The sequence below is a fragment of the Kribbella sp. NPDC049584 genome (genome assembly GCF_040675555.1).
Taxonomy (GTDB): domain Bacteria; phylum Actinomycetota; class Actinomycetes; order Propionibacteriales; family Kribbellaceae; genus Kribbella.
Window position 1 is genome coordinate 238,450 of the sequence record NZ_JBFAPF010000009.1, and the last position, 20,055, is coordinate 258,504.

Genomic DNA, 20,055 nt, shown 5'->3' on the forward strand with positions numbered 1-20,055 from the left:
CCACCCAATCAGCCGCGGTCCTCGATGTCACCCTCCGTCTCAAGGACTGCGCTCCGCAGCGTCTCCAGCGCCTCCGCCGACGGCTCGGCCCACAGCCCGCGCTGAGCCGCCTCCAGCAGGCGTTCCGCGATGCCGTGCCGCGCCCACGGGTTGGACTTGCGGAAGAACTCCGCCATCTCCGGGTCCTTGACGTACTCCGTGGTCAGCGTCTCGTACATCCAGTCGTCGACCACGCCCGCGGTCGCGTCGTACCCGAAGAGGTAGTCGACGGTCGCCGCCATCTCGAACGCGCCCTTGTACCCGTGGCGCCGCATCGCGGACATCCAGCGCGGGTTCACCACCCGGGCCCGGAAGACCCGCTTCGCTTCCTCCTCGAGGGTCCGCGTCTTCACCTGTGCGGGTACGGCGGAGTCGCCGACGTACGCCTTCGGGTTGGAGCCGGTGAGGTGGCGGACCATCGCGATCATGCCGCCGTGGTACTGGAAGTAGTCGTCGGAGTCCATGATGTCGTGCTCGCGGGTGTCCGCGTTCTTCGCCGCGACCTGGATCCGGGCGTACGCGCGTTCCATCGAACCGCGGGCCTCCGCGCCATCGAGGTCCTTGCCGTACGCGTAGCCGCCCCAGACGGCGTACACCTCGGCCAGTTCGGCGTCGGTGCGCCAGTTGCGCGCGTCGACGAGCGGCAGCAGGCCGGCGCCGTACGAACCGGGTTTGGATCCGAAGACCCGGGCCGTCGACTGCCGAACGTCGTTGCCCGCAGCAACGTCAGCGTCGACGTGGGCCTTGAGGAAGTTCTGCTCGGCGGACTCGTCCAGCGCGGCGACGGTACGCACGGCCTCGTCGAGCAGCGCGACCACGTGCGGGAACGCGTCCCGGAAGAAGCCGGAGATCCGGATCGTGACATCGATCCGCGGCCGGCCTAGCTCCTCCAGCCCGACCACCTCGAAACTCGTCACCCGCCGCGACGCCTCGTCCCACACCGGCCGGCAGCCGAGCAACCACAACACTTCGGCAAGGTCGTCACCCTGAGTGCGCATCGCCGACGTACCCCAGATCGTCAACCCGACCGACCGCGGATACTCGCCCGTCTCTGTCTCGTGCCGGGCGAGGAGCGAGTCCGCGAGCGCGACACCGACGTCCCAGGCGTTCCGGCTCGGGATCGCCTTCGGGTCGACGGCGTAGAAGTTCCGCCCGGTCGGGAGCACGTTCACGAGCCCGCGGGTCGGCGACCCCGACGGGCCTGCCTCGATGAAGCGACCGTCGAGTGCCCGCAGTACGTTCGCCACCTCATCACCTGTGCGTGCGAGGCGCGGCACAACCTCCTCAGCCGCGAACGTCAAGGACTGCACGACGTCTGCAGAGTCCCGGCCCAGCACCTCGGCCACTACCACCGGGACCTTCGTCGCCTCCCAGCTCATGGTCTCCATGCCGACCACTAGCTTGCGTGCCACCGCCTCGAGCAGATCGACGCCGTCGGCGCCGCTCACCGCCGGCAGGTCGGCCAGCGTCGCCAGATCGGCGAGGTCGGCGGCCGCCCCCGGGTTGGCGAGCAGCTCGGCCTCGTCCACCCCGAAGGTGTTCCCCAGCGCGGTCCGCAGCCCCGGGATCGAGTACGAACCACCCCACAGCTGCCGCGCCCGCAGTACCGCAAGCACCAGGTTCACCCGCGCCTCACCCACCGGCGCTCCGCCGAGGATGTGCAGCCCGTCCCGGATCTGCACGTCCTTGATCTCGCACAGATACCCGTCGAGATGTAGCACGAACTCGTCGAAGTCCTCGTCCTCAGGCTTCTCCGAGGTGTGCAGATCGTGATGCAGCTGCGCCGCCTGGATCAACGTCCAGATCTGCGCGCGTAACGTCGGCACCTTCTCCGGATCCAGCGCGGACACGGTCGCGTACTCGTCCAGCAGGTACTCCAGCTTCGCCATGTCGCCGTACGTCTCGGCCCGGGCCATCGGCGGCACCAGGTGGTCGACGACCGTCGCGTGCGCCCGCCGCTTCGCCTGCGTGCCCTCGCCGGGGTCGTTGACGATGAACGGGTACACCATCGGCAGGTTTCCGAGGACGGCGTCCGGCGCGCAGTCGGCCGCCATTCCGATTCCCTTGCCCGGCAGCCATTCCAGCGTCCCATGCTTCCCGAGATGTACGACGGCCTGCGCGCCGAAACCGCCCTCGTCGCGCGACGCCTCCAGCCAGCGGTACGCCGCCAGGTAATGGTGTGACGGCGCCATGTCCGGATCGTGGTAGATCGCGACCGGGTTCTCGCCGAAGCCCCGCGGCGGCTGGATCATCAGCACGACGTTCCCGAACTGCAGGGCGGCCAGCGCAATCGCGGGCTCGTCGCCCGAGGTGTCGACGTACAACTCGCCGGGCGCCTCACCCCACGCCTCGATCATTGCCGTGCGCAACGACTCTGGCACTCGGCCGAACCAGGTGGAGTAGGTGGACAGCGGGATCTTGGCGACGGCGTTCGCCAGCTGCTCGTCGGTCAGCCAGTCCACGTCATGCCCACCGGCCGCGATCAGGCGATGGATCAGTCCGTCGGCGCCGTCCGCGCCCTGCAGCTCACTGAGGTCCAGTCCGCCGAGGTCATACCCAGCCGCTTCCAGCTGACCGAGCAGAACGACCGCCGACGCCGGCGTATCCAGACCGACCGCGTTCCCGATCCGCGCATGCTTCGTCGGGTACGACGACAACACCAGCGCGATCCGCTTCTCCGCCGCCGGCACGTGCCGCAGCCGGGCATGGGCGACCGCGATCCCGGCCAGCCGCGCGCATCGCTCGAGATCCGGCGCGTAGCGCGCCAGCCCGTCGGCGTCGTACGACTTGAACGAGAACGGGATCGTGATCAGCCGCCCGTCGAACTCCGGGATCGCCACCTGCGTGGCCGCGTCCACCGGACTGACCGCGGCGTCGCTCTCGACCCACTGCTCGCGGGTCGACGTCAGCGCGAGCCCCTGGATCAACGGGATGTCGAGCGACGCCAACGCACCGGCGTCCCAGGCGTCGTCCGCACCACCGGCACTCGCATTCGCCGCCACCGCCCCGCCGGCCGCAAGCAGCGTCGTGACGAGTACGTCGCACCTCCGGAGCAGGTCGAACAGCCCGACGTTCTCGGCCGGATCGAGCCCGCGCAGCGTCCCGCAGTACACCGGGAGTGGTTGCGCACCAGCCTCGACCACCGCAGCGGCGAGCGCGTCGACGAAGGCGGTGTTGCCGGAGATCTCGTGCGCGCGGTAGTACACGATGCCGACCACGGGTCGCTCGTCCTCAACGTACGTACCTCGCAGTCCGTACGCCGGGAGCGCGCGCGGCGGCTCGAACTCGTCACCGGTCAGCAGCAGCGTGTCCCGCAGGAAGCCGGCCAGGTTGCGGAGGTTGTCCGCGCCACCCTCGCGCAGATACGCGAGCGCCTCGGTCACCGCACCGGCCGGCACGGTCGACAACGACATCAGCTCGGCGTCGGGCGCGGCCTCACCGCTGACCACGACAGCGGGCTTGCCGGACGCGAGGACCGCGTCGAGCCCTTCCTCCCAGGCTCGTTTACCGCCGAGCAGCCGGACGACGACGATCTCCGCGGCGTCCAGCAGCGGTCCGAGCTCGGCGAGCTCGAGGCGGGCAGGGTTCGCGACCTTCCAGCCGGCGTCGGCCTCGGCGGCCGCGAGCAGGTCGGTGTCGGCGGTGGAGAGCAAAAGCAACACGGAGGAGTGCCTTCCCCGGGGTATCCACGCCCCGAACGGAGGTACGACGGCGGCAGTTCCTGACTCCCCCTCACGGGGTCACAGTGGCGGGACCGCCCCGGACTCACACCGGGTTCCTGCTGATGCCGTCGATGACGATCGTGACTCTAGCTGACGGTCGCGAGATCAAGACCAACGCTTGATGCTTGACCGGGTCCCGAGGCGGTGTTAGCACGGAAGGAAAGGGCTTGACCCGCTGGCGCCCTCCTGCAGCGCACCCGTTGCTTCAGCGCAAGTCGTTCGACTTCGACTGAAGGAGATACCGTGCGCATCCCACTCCCGGCACTCGCGGCCGTCGCGGCTGCCGGACTCGCCACCTCTGTCATCGCGGTCCCGCCCGCCACGGCGACCCAGCCCGCCGATCCCGCTGTCGTCACGACCTGGAACGCGATCGCCGCCCGGACCATCCTGACCGAGAATGCCACGCCCGTTCCCGTCTCCACGCTCTACTTCGGCTTCGTCTCGATCGCCGTATACGACGCCGTGGTGACGATCGAGGGTCGTTACCAGCCGTACCTGCGGCAGCCCCGGGCTCGCGGCAGAGCGTCGGCCGAGGCCGCAGCGGCGACCGCGGCGTACCGCGTGCTGAGCTACTACTTCCCCACCTCGGCCCAGAACCTTGCGGCCGACTACGCCACGTCGCTGGGCAACATCCCCGACAGCAGGGCGAAAGAGCGCGGGCAGGCTGTTGGCGAGACCGCAGCATCATCGCTGATCGCAGCCCGGGCGCATGACGGGCGCGGCGCGAACATCACTCTCGACGTCGCACCGGCACCGGGCGTGTGGCGCCCGACCCCGGACGCGTTCGCGCCGATGCTCGCTCCCTGGCTGGGATTCGTCCGGCCGCTCGCCCTCAGAACTCCCACCCAGTTCCGGCTCCACGGTCCCGACCCCATCACCTCGAAGGCCTATGCCCGCGACTTCGCCGAGGTGAAGGCAATGGGCGCCAAGGACGGGTCCTCCCGGACGGCAGCCCAGACCGAGACCGCCCTGTTCTGGAACGGGCCGGCGTCGGGGCAGTACAACGCGGCACTTCGCGAGCGCCTGTCCCGGAGGGGGATGGACATCGTCCGGACCGCACGAGCATTCGCGCTGCTCGACACCAGCGAGGCCGACGCGTTGATCGCCTGCTGGCGGGCGAAGTACGACTACGCGTTCTGGCGGCCGATCACCGCGATCCGGTTGGCGGACACCGACGGCAACCGCGCGACCACGGCTGACCCCGCCTGGACGCCCTTGGTCGCCACGCCGCCGTACCCCGAGTACACCAGCGGGCATGCGTGCCTCACCGGGGCTTCGACGGAGATCTTCAGCCGTCTCTTCGGTGCCCGTTCGATCGACCTGAACGTCTCGTCCCCGGTCACCTCGACGACCCGGCACTATGCCACAGCCAGAGCGTTGGACACCGAGACGAAGAGCGCCCGCATCTGGCTCGGACTGCATTTCCGGCGCGCGATGAACGACGGCAACCAGCTCGGGCACCGGGTCGCGACCTGGACCGCGAGCCACGAGTTCCTGCCGCGGTCGTGATTCAGCGGTGCATCGCGTAGTGGGCTGCTAGGAGATCGGTGCCCCAGTCGTTGTGGAAGTCTCGCCAGACTGAGTGGATGTGGTTGGCGTTGTCCTGGGTGTTGTCGTACTCGGCCAGGAAGCTCGGGCCGGCGATCGAGTAGTAGTGCCGGTGGCCGATACCTGGCTCGGTCTCGCCGGCCCATGCGAACGTCAGCCGCTCGATGCCGTGCGCGGTGATGTCCTGCCAGGTCTGCAGGCCGATCGGCCCGGCGGCGCGTCCGACGTACTGGCCGATGAGGAGGCTGAGGAGCTGACGCTGGTCCTCGTTCATGTCGCCGTACGACAGGCCGCGGTGCAGCAGCGACGGGTCGGCGACCGGGTCGTGGCGGGTCAGGATGTCGTCCGGCGCTTCGTCGGCGACCAGGGCTATGGACAGCTGGCCCGGCTCGAGCGCGTGGAGGAGCTGGAAGCCCAGGTCCTGCTCGGCGGCCAGGAAGCGTCGCCCGGCCTTCGGACCGCTGAGGACCTCGGCCGGGTTCGAGCCGATGAACTGCGGAGTGAACGCGATCGCTCCGTCGACGAGGGTGACGTGCAGCGCGAGATGGTGCCCGTTCAGCCGCCAGGCCCACGGTTCGGTCCCGTTCGGGTCGCCGAGCACCCGGAGGAAGTACCGGTCAGCGACGGTCGAGCCCTGCCACTCCCCCGACGGCGGGAGGTCCGGCAGCCCGCGTACGACGACCTCCGCGTCGAGCACTGCCCAGACATCGGCCGCACCCCGGTCGCTGCATCCGGTCGCGACCAGTCGCTCGACCAGCTTCTGCTGGGTCGGCGTGAGCTCGGTCAACGCGAGTCCGGGCACTGGGCCCGGCAGGTACGTCCATTGCTGGTGGTCCGGTGTGTCGAACGGAGCACGGACCTTCTCGAGCTGGGCCGGCGTGAGGCTCGCCAGCAGTTCGAGGACCGTGTCCCGCGTCTGCGCTACAACCATGCCGATCGCTCCCGTTCCGTCGGTTCGTAAGGCGTCCACTGCTCGAACGGCCGGTCCAGCTTGTACCGGAAGTCCGGCTGCCGCAGCAGGACGCGTGTCTCGGCGTTGCCCGGGTTGCGCAGCGTCTCTACGAACCGTACCGACCAATGGAACCAGCGCATGCAGAACAACCGCATCGTGAGCCCGTGCGACACCAGCAGCACGTTCCGTGGTGCGTCCGGTGACTCGAAGTCGCGGTGCATGGTCTCCAGGAACGTCGACACCCGGTCGTACACGTCCGCACCGGACTCGCCTTCGGTGAACCGGTAGAAGAAGTGCCCGAACGAGTCCCGGAGTTCCTCCTGGTGCTCGATGTCCGCGGTGTCCTGCAGGTTGGCCCAGTCCTGCTCGCGCAGCCGCGGCTCCTCGCGCGGAGGCTCCATCAGGTCGTCCAGCCCGAGCGAGTCGAGCGTCTCCAGGGCCCGCCGGTACGGCGAGACGTACACGCGAACCGGCTCGTTCTCGAACAGCTCCCGAAGGTCCTTACCCGCCTTGGCAGCCTGCTCATGCCCATGCGGCGTCAGTGGTACGGCGTGGTCCGGGATCCGCTCATAGATCGTCTTATCCAGATTCGCCTCGGACTCCCCGTGCCGCATCAGCACGATCCGCAGCGGCCGATGACTCAACCCCATCGCTTTCCCTTCCGCATGGCGGTGATGGCGGCGACGGCTGCCGCGGTCATCCCGACGCGGCGGGCCAGGGAGGCCGTCCTCCGGACATCGGCGACTGTAGGCGCGGGCCCGTCACCCAGCGTGCCACGGTCTTCCTGGTAGCTGCCGTAGTCGTTGGTCCCACCGAGCGTGAGGCCGAGCGCGCCGGCGAAGGATGCCTCGACCGGACCGGCGTTCGGACTCGGATGTTTGGCCGCGTCTCGCTTCCAGACCGCTCTCGCCTCGCAGGGTCGCCCGGCCACGAGCCCGGTGAGCACCGCGCACACCCGCGCCGGCACCAGGTTCAGTACGTCGTCCAGGCGCGCCGAGGCCCACCCAAAGTTCTGGTACTTCGGTGACCTGTAGCCGACCATCGCGTCCAGGGTGTTCACCGCTCGGTAACCGAGTAGCCCCGGGATGCCGAGGACTCCGCCCCACAGGAGTGGTGCGACGCAGGCGTCCGAGGTGTTCTCCGCGATCGACTCCACCGTCGCGCGGGCCAGCTCGTCCGCCTCCAGGTCGGTGGCGTCGCGGGCGCACAGGTGGCTCAGGCGGTCGCGGGCAGCCGGGATGTCCTTGTCCTCGAGGAGCGCGGCCATCGCCTCGGCTTCGCGCTCGAGGCTGCGGGCGCCCAGCACGGTCCAGGTCGCGGCGGCGGTGGCTGCAGTGTGGAGGATCGGATGCTCCCGGGTCAGTCGCTCGACCGCGAGACCCAGGACTGTCGTGGCACCGACGAGGACGGCGGTGTGGGCGACTCCGACCTGCTTCGAGTCGGCGTACAGGCGCCGCTCCAGCCGAGCAGCTGTCTGACCAAAGCCGGCGACGGGGTGGAAGCGGCGGGGGTCACCGAACAAGCGATCGGCAGCAAAACCAAGAAGAATCCCGAGAGCTCTCGACACAGCCGGGTAGGGGGTCGCGGAGCGCACCTCAGCAGTCTGCCAGGTCCTGGCTTGTGATTGGGTGACGGTATGGGAATCGCGGAGCTGCTCCAGGGCGTCGACGGGAGCGGGGAGTTCGGGGTGTGGCTCGGCCGGCTGGACGGCGTACCGGTGTTCGAACACGAGGCGGAGCGGGCTCACTACTCGGCCAGCACGATGAAGCTGCCGGTGGCGATGGCGATGATGCGCAAGGTCGAAGCCGGTGAGCTGGCGCTCGACCAGCCGGTCACCGTGCACAACGACTTCGCGTCGGCAGGCAGCGGCCGGTTCGCGGTCGACCCGGACGAGGACGAGGCGCCCGCTACCTGGGAGAAGCTGGGCACCGAGGTGCCGCTCGGGTGGCTCGCGACCGAGATGATCACCCGCTCGAGCAACCTGGCGACCGACCTCGTGCTCGAACAGGTCGGAATCCCCGCAGCTCACGCCGTACTGAGCGAAGCGACACTGCCCAGCTCGCCCTCACCCGCGTCGAAGATCCAGCGCGGCATCGACGACGGTCCGGCCCAGCGCGCCGGCATCAGCAACCTGATGAGCCCGGCCGGACTCGCCGGCGTACTCGTTGCGGTCGGCAACCAGAAAGGTGCCTCCGGCGACTACCTGCGCGACCTGCTCGCGGGCAACCAGTGGAACGGCGAGATCCCCGCCCTGCTGCCGGCCGGGACCCGGGTCGAGCACAAGAACGGCTGGGACACTCGGATCCGGCACGACGGTGGGATCGTGCGGCCGGACGACGCGGATCCGTTCGTGCTGGTCGTGTGTACGACGTCCGACCTGCAGGACGCCGAGGCCCAGAAGCTCATCGCCTCGATCGCACTTGAAGCGTGGAACCACCGTCACGACCTGGGGGCCGTACGGTGAAGATGACGACCCATCGGGTGTCGGCGCCGCTGCACACCCCGTTCATCACCGCTTTGCGTACGGCGACGCATGTGGAGTCGTTGCTGGTCGAGGTCAGTGACGGCGAGCTGAGCGGCTGGGGCGAGGCGCCGCAGGTGTGGAAGGTGACCGGCGACTCGCTCGCCGGGTCGCAGGCGTGTATCGAGGGTCCGATCACGACCGCACTCGACGGGCTCGGCCCGGACGATCTGACCGAGGCACTGCGCCGGGTGCAGGGTGCGGCGGTCGGCAACTTCGCCGCCAAGGACGCGGTTGATGTCGCGCTGCACGACCTCGCGGCGCGGCGGCGCGGTCAGACGCTGCACGGCTTCCTCGGGTCGACGGTCGACGTCGTACGGACCGATGTGACTTTGTCGGTCGGTGACGCGGCGGCGTTGGCGAACGCGGGACGCGATCGGGTCGCGGACGGGTTCGACGTACTCAAGATCAAGGTCGGCACCGACGCGGTCGGCGATATCGAGCGGGTCCAGCGAGTCCGCGAGGCGATCGGGCCGGAGCCGCGGTTGCGGCTGGACGCCAACCAGGGTTGGACCCGGCGCGAGGCGGTCACGGTGATCCGGGCGCTCGAGGACGCCGGGTGCGCGATCGAGTTGGTCGAGCAGCCGGTCGCCGCGGCGGATCTCGACGGCATGGCGTGGGTGACGGACCGGGTCAGTACGCCGATCCTCGCCGACGAGTCGGTGTTCGGCGTACGCGATCTGGTGGCTGTGATCAAGCAGGGCGCGGCCGACCTGGTCAACGTGAAGCTCGCGAAGTGCGGCGGGCTGGCGCCGGCGCGGACGCTGCTCGAGCTCGCCCGCGAACACGGGCTGGGCGCGATCGTCGGCTGCATGATGGAGAGCCACGTCGGCGTCGGCGCCGCGGCCGCACTGGTGTCGGCGTACCCGACGACCACCGTCAACGACCTGGACGCCGCGTGGTGGCTGCGCGAGCCGCCGGTGACCGGCGGGATCCGGTACGACGGCTCGCTGATCCACCTGCCTTCAGCTCCTGGCCTCGGCGTGACAGGCTTGACCGCATGAAGTTAGCCGCTACCAAGGTCCCGATCAGTACGGTCTGGACCGCGCCGGACGCGCCGCGTGACATCGACGCGCCCGCGACCGCCGCACAACCCGACGTGGCCGGCTGGGCCAAGTCGATGGACACCGAGACCCGGCTGGGACTGCACGGCCGGACGTTGACCCAGCTGCTGTTCGCCGAACCCGTGCTGGTGCGCACGGAACGCGACGGCTGGTCCGAGATCCTCGCACCGTGGCAGCCGTCCTCCCAGGACGAGCTGGGGTACCCGGGCTGGGTCCCGTCGAGTCACCTCGGTGAACTGCCGCAGAGCGCGACCGACCCGGTGGCGATCGAGGTACCGACCGCATCGCTGCTGGCCGAGCCTGATGGTCGCCCGCTGGCGGAGCTGTCGTTCGCGACCGTGCTGTCGTCGGTCGAGCACGCCGACGGATACACCCGGGTGGCAACACCCGACGGTGGGTTCGGCTGGATCACGGACGACGCACTGCGGTCCGTGGTGGAGCCGTCGGGGCCTGAGGACCGCCTGCGGCTGGGTGAGCTGTTCCTCGGCCTCGAGTACCTGTGGGGTGGTACGTCGGCGCACGGGCTCGACTGCTCCGGACTGATCCACGCGGTCAGCCGGGTCCTCGGCCTGCGGACGCCCCGCGACGCCCACGACCAGGCAGACACCCTGCCCAACATCCCCGTCGACGAGGCCCAGCCCGGCGACCTGTACTTCTTCGGCCGCCCCGGCAAGCAGATCCACCACGTCGGCTTCGTCTCCCCCGCCGGCATGCTCCACGCCTCCGAAACCGGCAAACGCCTCGAAGACGCCCCCCTCACCGACGACCGCCGCGCAACCCTGGTCACCGCCGCCCGCTTCTAACGCCCCGACCACTCGCCAACCGCTGCACGACGCACCGCGGACCGGCGCCGCCCAACCACCCAAGGCAAAGCGGCGCCATCCCACCCACCCCACCGCAGCGCGGTGCCGCCTGCCCCACCGGGGAGCGGCGCCGCGCCACCACCCCCGCCCCGAGCGGAGCGAGGGGCGGGGTGGTTTTGTTGTTAGGACTCTTTGGGGTGGAGTTCCGGGGCTGGGTCCTCGGCCGGGGCTTCCGCCTGGATTGTGCGGGATTTGCGGAGGCTGAGGATTGTGGTGATGCCGAGGGTGATGATGATGAAGCCGAGCGAGAACCAGATCGGGATCTCGGGCGCCCAGTCGATGTGGTGGCCGCCGTTGATGAACGGCAGCTCGTTCACGTGCATCGCGTGCAGGACCAGCTTCACGCCGATGAACGCGAGCACCACCGACAGACCCAGCGACAGGTACACGAGCCGCTTCAGCAGGTCGCCGAGCAGGAAGTACAGCTGCCGCAGACCCATCAACGCGAAGACGTTCGCGGTGAAGACCAGGAACGGCTCCTGGGTGAGACCGTAGATCGCCGGGATCGAGTCGAGCGCGAACAGCAGGTCGGTGGTGCCGAGGGCAATGATCACGATCGCCATCGGGGTGACGAGGCGCTTGCCGTTCTTCTTCAGCGTGAGCTTGACGCCGTTGTACTCGTCGGTGGCGTTCAGCCGCTTCTTCGCGAACCGGATGACCGCGTTCTCCTTGAAGTCTTCATCGTCGTTCTCACCCTGCTTGGCCAGGTGGATCGCGGTGTAGACCAGGAACGCGCCGAAGATGTAGAAGACCCAGGAGAACTGGTTGATCGCGGCAGCGCCGACCGCGATGAAGATGCCGCGGAACACCAGCGCCAGGATGATGCCGACCAGCAACGCGGTCTGCTGGTACTTCCTCGGCACCGCGAACCTGCTCATGATGATCAGGAAGATGAACAGGTTGTCGACGCTCAGGCTGTACTCAGTGAGCCAGCCGGCGAAGAACTCACCGGCGTACTGCCCGCCGGAGAAGAACCAGACGCCGAGGCCGAAGACCACCGCGAGGCCGATGTAGAACGCGATCGCGGTCGCCGACTCGCGCGTGCTCGGCTCGTGCGGGCGACGGCCGATGACGAAGACGTCGAACGTCAGCAGCGCGAGCAGCACGCCGACGGTGATGTACCAAACGTAGTCAGCAACGTGCACAGAATCCTCCGGAGCTCAGATGAAATATCGACTCCGAAGGTCTCTTCCGCTGCACTCAGCCAGTGAGTCCAGCCGGGGGCACCGGGCGCGGGGCACAAGCCCTTGACCGTGATGACGATGCCGCCGCGAAGGAATACTCCCCTTCTCCACCATCATTGTGACGGGTGAACGTCCCAGTCTCCAAATCCCCGGGACCGTGTCGGCCCGTCGAAATGATCACAGCCGGTTCGGGGAATAGCTGCAGCGAGTGATCAGTCGCCGACTGCCGGACGCTTGCTCTTCGGCAGCTTCGCGACGATCGTCTCGTACGACGTGTCGACCAGCTCGAGGATCTCGTCGTCGGGCACCGCTCCCCCGAGCCGCACAGTGTTCCACCCGGAGCGGCCGATGTAGGCCATCTTGCTGACGTCGTCCGGATAGGTGTCCACCAACTCGTCGGCCTCCTCCCGGTTGGCACCGCACTTCAGGCCGACCCCGCTGCCACCGCCCAGGAACGCGAAGATCTTGTCGCCGACCTTCGCGACCACGTCGCCGTCCCACGGCTCGTCCTGCCACGCGCCGGGCTTCCCCAGGCAGTACTCGAGGAGCTCGCCGCCGCTCATCCGCGCCACTGCAAACCTCCCTCAGCTGTGAGAGACGACCTCGACGTTGTTGCCATCGGGGTCGCGCATGAACACCGCGTAGTACCCGGGGTGGTACTCCGGCCACTCCTTCGGCTCGTGCAGCACCTCCGCACCGAGCTTCTTCGCCGCCCGATGCACGGTGTCGACGAGCGACCGGTTCGCCGCCGTGAACGCCAGATGGATCTCCCGCTGGGCTCCACCCGTGGTCTGCTTCCCGAGCCAGAACTTCGGTACGCCGTCCGCGCCCGACATCCCGAGCACGTCCCCGAAGTCCATGCTCACCGTGATCCCGAGCGGCCCCAGCACGCTCTCGTAGAACTCCCGGGCGGCGCCGAGGTCGTCACACTGCACCGACACATGATCGAGCATCCTTCTCCTCCCCTGAGGTCCCGTCTGATGTCCCCGTTGCCCCAGCACCGCACAGTACCGCCGTCGTACGCTGCTCGGCATGGCTCCTGTTGCGGTCGCTGCGGTCCAGGCGGGATCGACGCTCTTCGACACACCCGCGACGCTCGCGAAGGCAGAGCAGTACATCCGGGAGGCGGCTACGGCCGGTGCTCGGTTGATCGTGTTGCCGGAGGCCTTCCTCGGCGGGTACCCGAAGGGGTTCGACTTCGGGATCACCGTGGGGTCACGGTCGCCCGAGGGGCGGGAGCTGTTCCGCCGGTATCGCGAGGCCGCCGTACGACTCGACGGACCTGAGACCGCCCGGCTTGCCGAGCTGGCGGCGGAGCTCGATGTCCACGTGGTCGCCGGCGTGATCGAGCGCGACGGCGGGACGCTCTACTGCACGGCCGTGTTCATCGACCCCCGCCGCGGATTGGTGGCGCATCACCGCAAGCTGATGCCGACCGCGGCGGAGCGGTACCTGTGGGGGCAGGGCGACGGATCGACGATGCCTGCCGTCGAGACAGACCTCGGCGTCCTCGGCGCGGCGATCTGCTGGGAGAACTACATGCCGCTCTTCCGGCAGTCCATGTACGCGAAGGGTGTGCAGATCTGGTGCGCGCCCACGGTCGACGATCGCGATCAGTGGCAGGCGACGATGCGGCACATCGCTCTTGAAGGCCGGTGCTTCGTCGTCAGCGCGAACCAATACCTCACCGACGGCGACACCGTTCTGATCAACGGCGGCAGCACGATCATCTCACCGCTGGGTGAGATCCTCGCCGGCCCGCTCCGCGCCGAGGAAGGCGTCCTGCTCGCGGAGCTGGACCTGGCCGAGCTGGACCGCGGGTACTTCGACTTCGACTCGGTCGGCCACTACGCGCGACCGGACATCTTCACCCTGACCGTGGACGAGACGCCGCGCCACACCGTCGTACGCCGGAGCTGAGAGAGCCGGCGTACGACGGTCCGGGGCTACTTGGCGCCGGCGTTAGTCATCTGGCGGAGCTCCTTCTTCAGCTCGGAGATCTCGTCGCGGTAGCGGGCGGCGACCTCGAACTGGAGCTCGGCGGCGGCGTTGTGCATCTGGTCGGTGAGCTGCTGGATCAGGTCCGCCAGGTCGGACGACGGCAGGCCGCCGGCCAGCTCCTTCGCCTTCTCGCCGGCCTTCGCCTTGCCGCCACCGGGGACCGGGGCCTTGCCGCGGGACTGCGTGCGGCCGGAGCCCAGCAGTTCGGCGGTGTCGGCGTCCTCGCGGGCGAGCATGTCGGTGATGTCGGCGATCTTCTTCCGCAGCGGCTGCGGGTCGACCCCGTGCGCCTCGTTGTACGCGATCTGCTTCGCACGCCGCCGGTTGGTCTCGTCGATCGCCTGCTCCATCGACGGGGTGATCTTGTCGGCATACATGAACACCTGGCCGGAGACGTTTCGCGCCGCACGGCCGATGGTCTGGATCAGCGAGCGGCCCGAGCGCAGGAACCCTTCCTTGTCCGCGTCGAGGATCGCGACCAGCGACACCTCGGGCAGGTCGAGGCCCTCACGCAGCAGGTTGATGCCGACGAGGACGTCGTACTCACCCATCCGGAGCTCGCGGAGCAGCTCGACCCGGCGGAGCGTGTCGACCTCGCTGTGCAGATACCTCGTCCGAATGCCCATCTCGAGCAGGTAGTCGGTGAGGTCCTCGGACATCTTCTTCGTCAGCGTGGTGACAAGGACCCGCTCGTTCCGCTCGACGCGGAGCCGGATCTCGTGGATCAGGTCGTCGATCTGGCCCTTGGTCGGCTTCACGATGACCTCGGGGTCGACCAGACCGGTCGGCCGGATGATCTGCTCGACGAACCCGTCGGATTTGTCCTGCTCGTACTGCCCCGGGGTCGCGGACAGGTAGACGGTCTGGCCGATCCGCTCGAGGAACTCTTCCCAGCGCAGCGGCCGGTTGTCCATCGCGGATGGCAGCCGGAACCCGTGCTCGACCAGGGTCCGCTTGCGGGACATGTCGCCCTCGTACATCCCGCCGATCTGCGGGACGGTCACGTGCGACTCGTCGATCACCAGCAGGAAGTCCTCGGGGAAGTAGTCGAGCAGGCAGTGCGGCGCCGTCCCGGCCTCCCGGCCGTCGGTGTGCCGCGAGTAGTTCTCGATCCCTGAGCAGGTCCCGATCTGACGCATCATCTCGATGTCGTACGTCGTACGCATCCGGAGCCGCTGGGCTTCGAGCAGCTGCCCGTTGCGCTCGAGCTCGGCCAGCCGCTCCTCCAGCTCGGCCTCGATCGAGGTGATCGCGCGCTCCATCCGCTCCGGCGCGGTCACGTAGTGCGTGGCGGCGCCGATGTAGACCTCGTCCTCCTCGCTGATCACCTCGCCGGTCAGCGGGTGCAGCGTCATCACGCGCTCGATCTCGTCGCCGAAGAACTCCACCCGGACGGCGAGCTCCTGGTAGACGGGGAAGACCTCGAGCGTGTCGCCGCGGACCCGGAACGTGCCGCGGGTGCCGGCCAGGTCGTTGCGCGCGTACTGCACGCCGACGAGCTTGCGGAGCAGGCCGTCGCGGTCCATCTCGGCGCCGACCTTCACGTGGATCATGCGGTTGAGGTATTCGTCCGCCGAGCCCAGGCCGTAGATGCAGGACACGGTCGCGACCACGATCACGTCGCGGCGGGTCAGCAGCGACCAGGTCGCGGAGTGGCGGAGGCGCTCGACCTCCTCGTTGATCGAGGAGTCCTTCTCGATGTAGGTGTCCGTCTGCGGTACGTACGCCTCGGGCTGGTAGTAGTCGTAGTACGACACGAAGTACTCGACGGCGTTGGCGGGGAAGAACTGGCGCAACTCGTTCGCGAACTGGGCGGCGAGCGTCTTGTTCGGCTGCAGGATCAGCATCGGACGCTGGATCTTCTCGGCCAGCCACGCGATCGTCGCGGTCTTACCCGTACCGGTAGCGCCCAGTAGTACGACGTCCTGCTCGCCGGCGTTGATCCGCCGCTCCAGGTCCGCGATCGCAGTCGGTTGGTCACCCGCCGGATCGAAATCCGACACCACCTTCAGCGGGGCGACCATACGCTGGAGATCCGAGACCTGTCTCATGCCCTCCACCGTACGGCCCCACTCCGACAGTTTCTAAAAACCCCAGGTCAGAAGCTTTTTACGACGCTGTTGTTCATGTAGATGAGTTCGTTTACGCGGCGGGTGTAGACGCGGGCCTCGAGGGCTGCGTCGGTGGCGGTGATGCGCTTGAACTTGTCCTGGTAGGCGGTGACGAAGCCCCTCATCGCGATCTTGGCGCCGGTCTTGGTCACGTAGGTGCCGTTGTACTGGACCGCGTAGCAGGCGGTGATGTTCGGGTTCGGGGTCCGGCAGGCCACCGTCTTGCCGATCTTCACGCCCTGGTAGCTGGCCGACTCGATGTCGACGAGGTGCTCGGCGAAGCCCTTGGCGTCGTACAGCTCGGTCTGCCGGACCCAGTAGTACCCGTCGATCAGGCCACGAGCGTTGAACTGCTGCAGGATCCAGTTCTGCCCGGAGTAGCTCTTGTCAGGCGACTTCAGCCAGCCCTTGGACGGGGTGAACCAGATCCCCCAGCCGACCTCGACTCCGGCGTCGTTCGGTCCCTTGGAGTCGTTCGGCGTCGGAGTCGGCGACGGCGTGTACAGCGTGCCGACCGGGTCCGGCGTCTGCTGACTCACCGGCTTGTCCTTGCCGCTGCCGTTCACCAGCAGCACCACACCGGTCGCCACCAGCAGAACCGCGACGATCGCACCGGCCATGATGATCCAGGCCGTCCGGTTCGACTTCGGCGGCTGATGCGGCCGCTGCGGCCCCGGTCCCCAACCACCGCCAGGACGCCCACCACCAGCACCGCCGGTCCCCGCCGGCCCCCAGCCGCCCGGCGCCGTACCCGGCCCAGCGGTTCCCCAACCACCAGGAGCGGGAGCAGGTGCGGGCGGCGGGCCCGGGGGCGGACCGTACTGCTGACTCATAGTGTTTCCTCGCGGTAGTTCCGGTGGTTCGTCACAGGCTGTCGATCACGGACTTCTTCATGATCGCGGCGTCCGCCTGGGCCTTCTGGGCGAAGTCGACCCGGGTCCGGAAGTCCAGTGCGGTGACCACGTTGTCCTTGCGCCGGTACACCTCGACCGAGCCCTGGACCTTCACGTCCGCGCCGTTCTCTTTGGCCGTGGAGGTGTAGTCGATCGCGACGCACTCCACCAAGACGTCCTTCGGGCACGGCAGGTTCCGCACGTTGCCGAGCTGCGCGACCTCTTCCTCGGTCTCACCCTCGACGATCCCCAGCAGGTACGCCTGAGCGGTGACGTTCTGCTTCTGCCGCACCCACAGGAACGCCCGCGCGTGCACGCTGTCGTTCGGCGGGTACGTCGCGACCTGCTTGCCCTGCGTCTCCTTGGTGTACAGGCTCCAGCCCTGCACCGGGACGATCGAGACACCGAACCCGACCGGGATCGCGTTCGGCGGCGGCTGGTACGACGACTTCGGCGCCGTCGGCGTACTCACCGGCGTACTGGGCGTCGGATCGGCCTTGTCGTCGCCGCCCCCGGACAGCAGCACCAGCGCGACGGCCACCAGCGCGACCACGATCAGGCCGGCGCCGACCGGGATCAGCAGCGGCGGGATACCGCGCTTCTTCTCCGGCGGTGGGCGCCGCAGAGACGGCGGCCCGACGTTCTCACCCCAGGCCGACGACGTCTCCGTGGCCGGACCCGGTCCGGGACCAGGTGCACCACCGCCGCCCCAGGGCGACGGTGGTGGTGGCACCTCGAGGTTCCACGGCGACGGCGGGAGCTGCTCCTCCGGCTCGGTGTCGTCAGCCTCCGGCCCGGGCTGGTTGACCCAGGGGTTGCTGCTGGAACCCTTGTCGCGTTTTCCGCTCACTGACTCTTGACCACCGACAGCAACATCGCGTCCGAGTCCGTCTGGATCGTCGCTACCTTGTCCTTGCGCCCGTACACCCGGACGATCGTGATCACGCCGTCGTTCCGCTCGATCACGCCGACGAAGCCGACCACCGGGATGCTGCCGTTCTGGCTGCTGGAGATCGCGCTGAAGTTCTGCGTGGTGACGACCTTGACCGGAGTCTTGTCGTCAGGGCCAGGCTTGGTCACCTTCGGCTGGCCGGTCTTGACCGAGGACAGGTCCTTGGTCTCGGCGTTCAGCAACTTCGGCAGCACGGTGTCGGTGTTCTCGTCGGCCGCCGCCTTCCACGCGTCGACCATGAAGTACGCCTCACCCTGCTTCAGCAGGTACACCCCGTCGAACCCATCCAGGCTCTTGCGGATGTAGCCCGGCTGCGGCTTCACGTAGACGCCCTGGGAGACCTCGATGCCCTCGTCGGCGTTCGTCGGCTGGGTGCTCTGGCCGGTCGTCGGCTGGGAGGTCGGCGTCGGGCTCGGGTCGGCCTTCTTGTCGTCACCCTTGAAGACGAGCGCCAGTACGACGCCGATGATCGCAACCACCGCGAACGCGCCGCCGGCGATCAGCAGGGTCTTGCTACCACCGCCTTTGCGCCGCGGCTGCTGGTTGTACTGAGCCCATGGCTGCTGGCCGTACTGCGGCTGCTGGCCCGGATACCCCTGCTGGTACTGCTGCTGACCGGGGTAACCCTGTTGCTGCGGGTACTGCTGCTGTCCCGGGTAGCCCTGCTGCGGCGGCTGCCCCTGCACCGGCGGCTGGCCTTGCTGAGGAGGCTGGCCCTGCTGAGGAGGCTGACCCTGCGGCGGGTACGGCGGCTGCGGCGGGCGCCCGTAACCGGGCTGGCCCTGCGGCGGCTGCCCGTATCCAGGCTGGCCCTGCGGCGGCTGGCCGTACCCGGGCGGCGGGCCGTACCCAGGCTGACCGCCCGGCTGCTGACCAGGCTGGCCCGGCTGACCAGGCTGGCCCGGCCGGCCTCCGTACGGCTGCTGTCCGCCCTGGCCACCGCCGTACGGCGGCTGCTGGTTGCTCATGCCTGCGTCTCCCCAGTCGTCGCGGCGGTCGGTGCGGATACCCCGCGAGCGGACTTCGGCACGGAGCGCACCGAGTTGCCACAGGCGGAGCAGAAGTCGGACTGCGGGAGCAGCGGCATCTCACAGCGCGAGCAGAACGCCATGTCGCCCGACGCGTGGTTGGAGCCACCCCGCGCGGCCGACTCGAGCGCAGCCTCGAGCAGGCCCTTGTGGAGCACGGTCCGCACCCGGATGATCAGCGCGCCGAGCAGCAGCAGGCCCCAGACCACACCGAGGATCGAGCCGATCGTCGAGCCGTGTCCGCCGACGAAACCGAGCAGGTAGACACCGCCCTGGAAGAGCGCGTTCACCACCATCGCCTGGAGCAGACCGGCCACCCAGCGCGGCGTGAACCCGTCGTACCCCTCGCCGAGGCCGGAGAACTCAGCACCGGCCAGACCGGTCGCCGAGCCGTACACCAGCGGCTTGATGAAGCCGTGCAGCAGCACGATCGAGATCCACGTGCCGGCACTGCTGCCCGGACCGGCGAATCCGCCGCTGATCCAGCCCCAGTGCAGCACCAGCGTCTCGAAGCACGCATAGCCGACACCAGCCACCACACCGAAGGTGAAGCCGTCCATCAGGTCGTCGTACCGCGGCCGCGAGGCCAGGTAGAGCGGGCCGATCTGCCGGATGAGCTCCGACACCACCGGCACGAGCAGGAGCAGGATCAGCAGGTCCCGCCCGGACGGACCGGCGCTGTTGCCGCCGATGGTGTCCAGCGAGAGGGCCAGCTTGTCCTTCCACAGCCAGGTGAAGACAGCCGCGAGTACGCCGGTCAGCACGAAGGCCGCGGCGACCACCGGGATCGGCTCGTCCTCCCAGAGGTTCACGTCGTACAAGTAGATGATGTAGACGATCGGGATGGCGAAGGCCGCGATCATGATCGCCACCGGCAGCGCGCCGAGCGCGGCCGTCACCACGGTCAGCAGCAGGGCGATGCCGAGCGCGACCTTGTAGGTGTACGGCTGCTGGCCGGACCCCTGCGGCATGATCGTCGAGACCAGTCTGAACGACGCCACCGGCTCATCGGGCCTGGCGGCGTACGCCTTCTTGCGCTCGGCATCCCCGGTCCGCATGTCGTTGCCACAGTGGTGACAGAAATGCGAGACCTCGGGGACGTCAGAGCTGCAGCGCGGACAGACCACGCCATCCTCCCTACTTCGGACGTCCGGACCGGCGCGGGGCGCGCCGTCGG

At 68.7% G+C, this 20,055-nt stretch carries 17 protein-coding genes and 1 riboswitch; of the genes, 5 read left to right on the forward strand and 12 right to left on the reverse strand.

All coding sequences use genetic code 11. The features are described 5' to 3' along the window. Nucleotides 1-8: 8 nt before the first annotated feature. Nucleotides 9-3,701: a cobaltochelatase subunit CobN gene (gene cobN / locus AB0J62_RS28550; protein WP_363877486.1), complete on the reverse strand. Its 3,693-nt coding sequence runs from the start codon at nucleotides 3,699-3,701 to the stop codon at nucleotides 9-11. A 32-nt stretch (nucleotides 3,702-3,733) separates the two neighbouring features. Further along, nucleotides 3,734-3,847: riboswitch (cobalamin riboswitch) on the reverse strand. Between the two features lie 157 nt (nucleotides 3,848-4,004). Here cobN and AB0J62_RS28555 point away from each other — a divergent pair. After that, nucleotides 4,005-5,270, forward strand: a complete 1,266-nt coding sequence (locus AB0J62_RS28555) for a vanadium-dependent haloperoxidase (RefSeq protein WP_363877488.1) — start codon at nucleotides 4,005-4,007, stop codon at nucleotides 5,268-5,270. A 1-nt stretch (nucleotide 5,271) separates the two neighbouring features. On the opposite strand, the gene AB0J62_RS28560 is transcribed toward AB0J62_RS28555, so the two are convergent. The 3 genes from AB0J62_RS28560 to AB0J62_RS28570 are packed head-to-tail and all read right to left on the reverse strand — an operon-like array spanning nucleotide 5,272 to nucleotide 7,855. Beyond that, a complete protein-coding gene (locus AB0J62_RS28560) occupies nucleotides 5,272-6,240 on the reverse strand; it encodes a DUF3500 domain-containing protein (protein WP_363877490.1) in 969 nt (322 codons plus the stop codon). Continuing rightward, the gene (locus tag AB0J62_RS28565; RefSeq protein ID WP_363877492.1) at nucleotides 6,231-6,911 is read right to left on the reverse strand and encodes a phosphoglycerate mutase family protein; all 681 of its coding nucleotides are present in this window, start codon (nucleotides 6,909-6,911) and stop codon (nucleotides 6,231-6,233) included. Before AB0J62_RS28565 ends, AB0J62_RS28560 begins: the two co-directional genes overlap by 10 nt. Beyond that, nucleotides 6,902-7,855 (reverse strand): cobalamin biosynthesis protein, encoded by a 954-nt coding sequence (locus AB0J62_RS28570; RefSeq protein WP_363877494.1) that lies wholly within the window; start codon nucleotides 7,853-7,855, stop codon nucleotides 6,902-6,904. The genes AB0J62_RS28565 and AB0J62_RS28570 overlap by 10 nt, the downstream gene beginning before the upstream one ends. A gap of 42 nt (nucleotides 7,856-7,897) precedes the next feature. Between AB0J62_RS28570 and AB0J62_RS28575 the strand changes: the two genes are divergently transcribed. From AB0J62_RS28575 to AB0J62_RS28585, 3 genes are read left to right on the forward strand one after another with little or no spacing between them, the layout of a single operon-like run. Beyond that, on the forward strand, nucleotides 7,898-8,725 hold the full coding sequence (locus AB0J62_RS28575) for a serine hydrolase (protein ID WP_363877496.1): 828 nt from the start codon (nucleotides 7,898-7,900) through the stop codon (nucleotides 8,723-8,725). Between the two features lie 2 nt (nucleotides 8,726-8,727). Further along, complete coding sequence (locus AB0J62_RS28580; RefSeq protein ID WP_363877498.1) at nucleotides 8,728-9,786, forward strand: dipeptide epimerase; 1,059 nt, start codon at nucleotides 8,728-8,730, stop codon at nucleotides 9,784-9,786. Beyond that, nucleotides 9,783-10,649 carry an NlpC/P60 family protein gene (locus AB0J62_RS28585; RefSeq protein ID WP_363877500.1) on the forward strand — a complete coding sequence of 289 codons (867 nt, stop codon included), beginning with the start codon at nucleotides 9,783-9,785 and terminating at the stop codon, nucleotides 10,647-10,649. The genes AB0J62_RS28580 and AB0J62_RS28585 overlap by 4 nt, the downstream gene beginning before the upstream one ends. Before the next feature lie 182 nt (nucleotides 10,650-10,831). Here AB0J62_RS28585 and AB0J62_RS28590 read toward each other — a convergent pair whose 3' ends face one another. The 3 genes from AB0J62_RS28590 to AB0J62_RS28600 all read right to left on the reverse strand — a co-directional run bounded on the left by AB0J62_RS28590 (nucleotide 10,832) and on the right by AB0J62_RS28600 (nucleotide 12,846). Next, complete coding sequence (locus AB0J62_RS28590) at nucleotides 10,832-11,854, reverse strand: TerC family protein (protein WP_363877503.1); 1,023 nt, start codon at nucleotides 11,852-11,854, stop codon at nucleotides 10,832-10,834. Nucleotides 11,855-12,105: 251 nt separating this feature from the next. Continuing rightward, the gene (locus AB0J62_RS28595) at nucleotides 12,106-12,456 is read right to left on the reverse strand and encodes an MmcQ/YjbR family DNA-binding protein (protein WP_363877747.1); all 351 of its coding nucleotides are present in this window, start codon (nucleotides 12,454-12,456) and stop codon (nucleotides 12,106-12,108) included. A 21-nt stretch (nucleotides 12,457-12,477) separates the two neighbouring features. After that, a complete protein-coding gene (locus AB0J62_RS28600) occupies nucleotides 12,478-12,846 on the reverse strand; it encodes a VOC family protein (RefSeq protein ID WP_363877505.1) in 369 nt (122 codons plus the stop codon). A gap of 79 nt (nucleotides 12,847-12,925) precedes the next feature. On the opposite strand from AB0J62_RS28600, the gene AB0J62_RS28605 reads away from it, so the two are divergent. After that, nucleotides 12,926-13,813 carry a nitrilase-related carbon-nitrogen hydrolase gene (locus AB0J62_RS28605; RefSeq protein WP_363877507.1) on the forward strand — a complete coding sequence of 296 codons (888 nt, stop codon included), beginning with the start codon at nucleotides 12,926-12,928 and terminating at the stop codon, nucleotides 13,811-13,813. Between the two features lie 26 nt (nucleotides 13,814-13,839). On the opposite strand, the gene uvrB is transcribed toward AB0J62_RS28605, so the two are convergent. Genes uvrB through AB0J62_RS28630 form a run of 5 tightly spaced genes read right to left on the reverse strand, consistent with a single transcriptional unit; the run spans nucleotide 13,840 to nucleotide 19,936 of the window. Then, nucleotides 13,840-15,945 (reverse strand): excinuclease ABC subunit UvrB, encoded by a 2,106-nt coding sequence (gene uvrB, locus AB0J62_RS28610; RefSeq protein WP_363877509.1) that lies wholly within the window; start codon nucleotides 15,943-15,945, stop codon nucleotides 13,840-13,842. Nucleotides 15,946-15,992: 47 nt separating this feature from the next. Continuing rightward, nucleotides 15,993-16,838: a hypothetical protein gene (locus tag AB0J62_RS28615; RefSeq protein WP_363877511.1), complete on the reverse strand. Its 846-nt coding sequence runs from the start codon at nucleotides 16,836-16,838 to the stop codon at nucleotides 15,993-15,995. A gap of 31 nt (nucleotides 16,839-16,869) precedes the next feature. Further along, the gene (locus AB0J62_RS28620) at nucleotides 16,870-17,748 is read right to left on the reverse strand and encodes a hypothetical protein (protein ID WP_363877513.1); all 879 of its coding nucleotides are present in this window, start codon (nucleotides 17,746-17,748) and stop codon (nucleotides 16,870-16,872) included. Beyond that, nucleotides 17,745-18,818 (reverse strand): hypothetical protein, encoded by a 1,074-nt coding sequence (locus AB0J62_RS28625; protein ID WP_363877515.1) that lies wholly within the window; start codon nucleotides 18,816-18,818, stop codon nucleotides 17,745-17,747. The genes AB0J62_RS28620 and AB0J62_RS28625 overlap by 4 nt, the downstream gene beginning before the upstream one ends. Beyond that, on the reverse strand, nucleotides 18,815-19,936 hold the full coding sequence (locus AB0J62_RS28630) for a PrsW family glutamic-type intramembrane protease (protein ID WP_238159588.1): 1,122 nt from the start codon (nucleotides 19,934-19,936) through the stop codon (nucleotides 18,815-18,817). Before AB0J62_RS28630 ends, AB0J62_RS28625 begins: the two co-directional genes overlap by 4 nt. Nucleotides 19,937-20,055 lie beyond the last annotated feature (119 nt).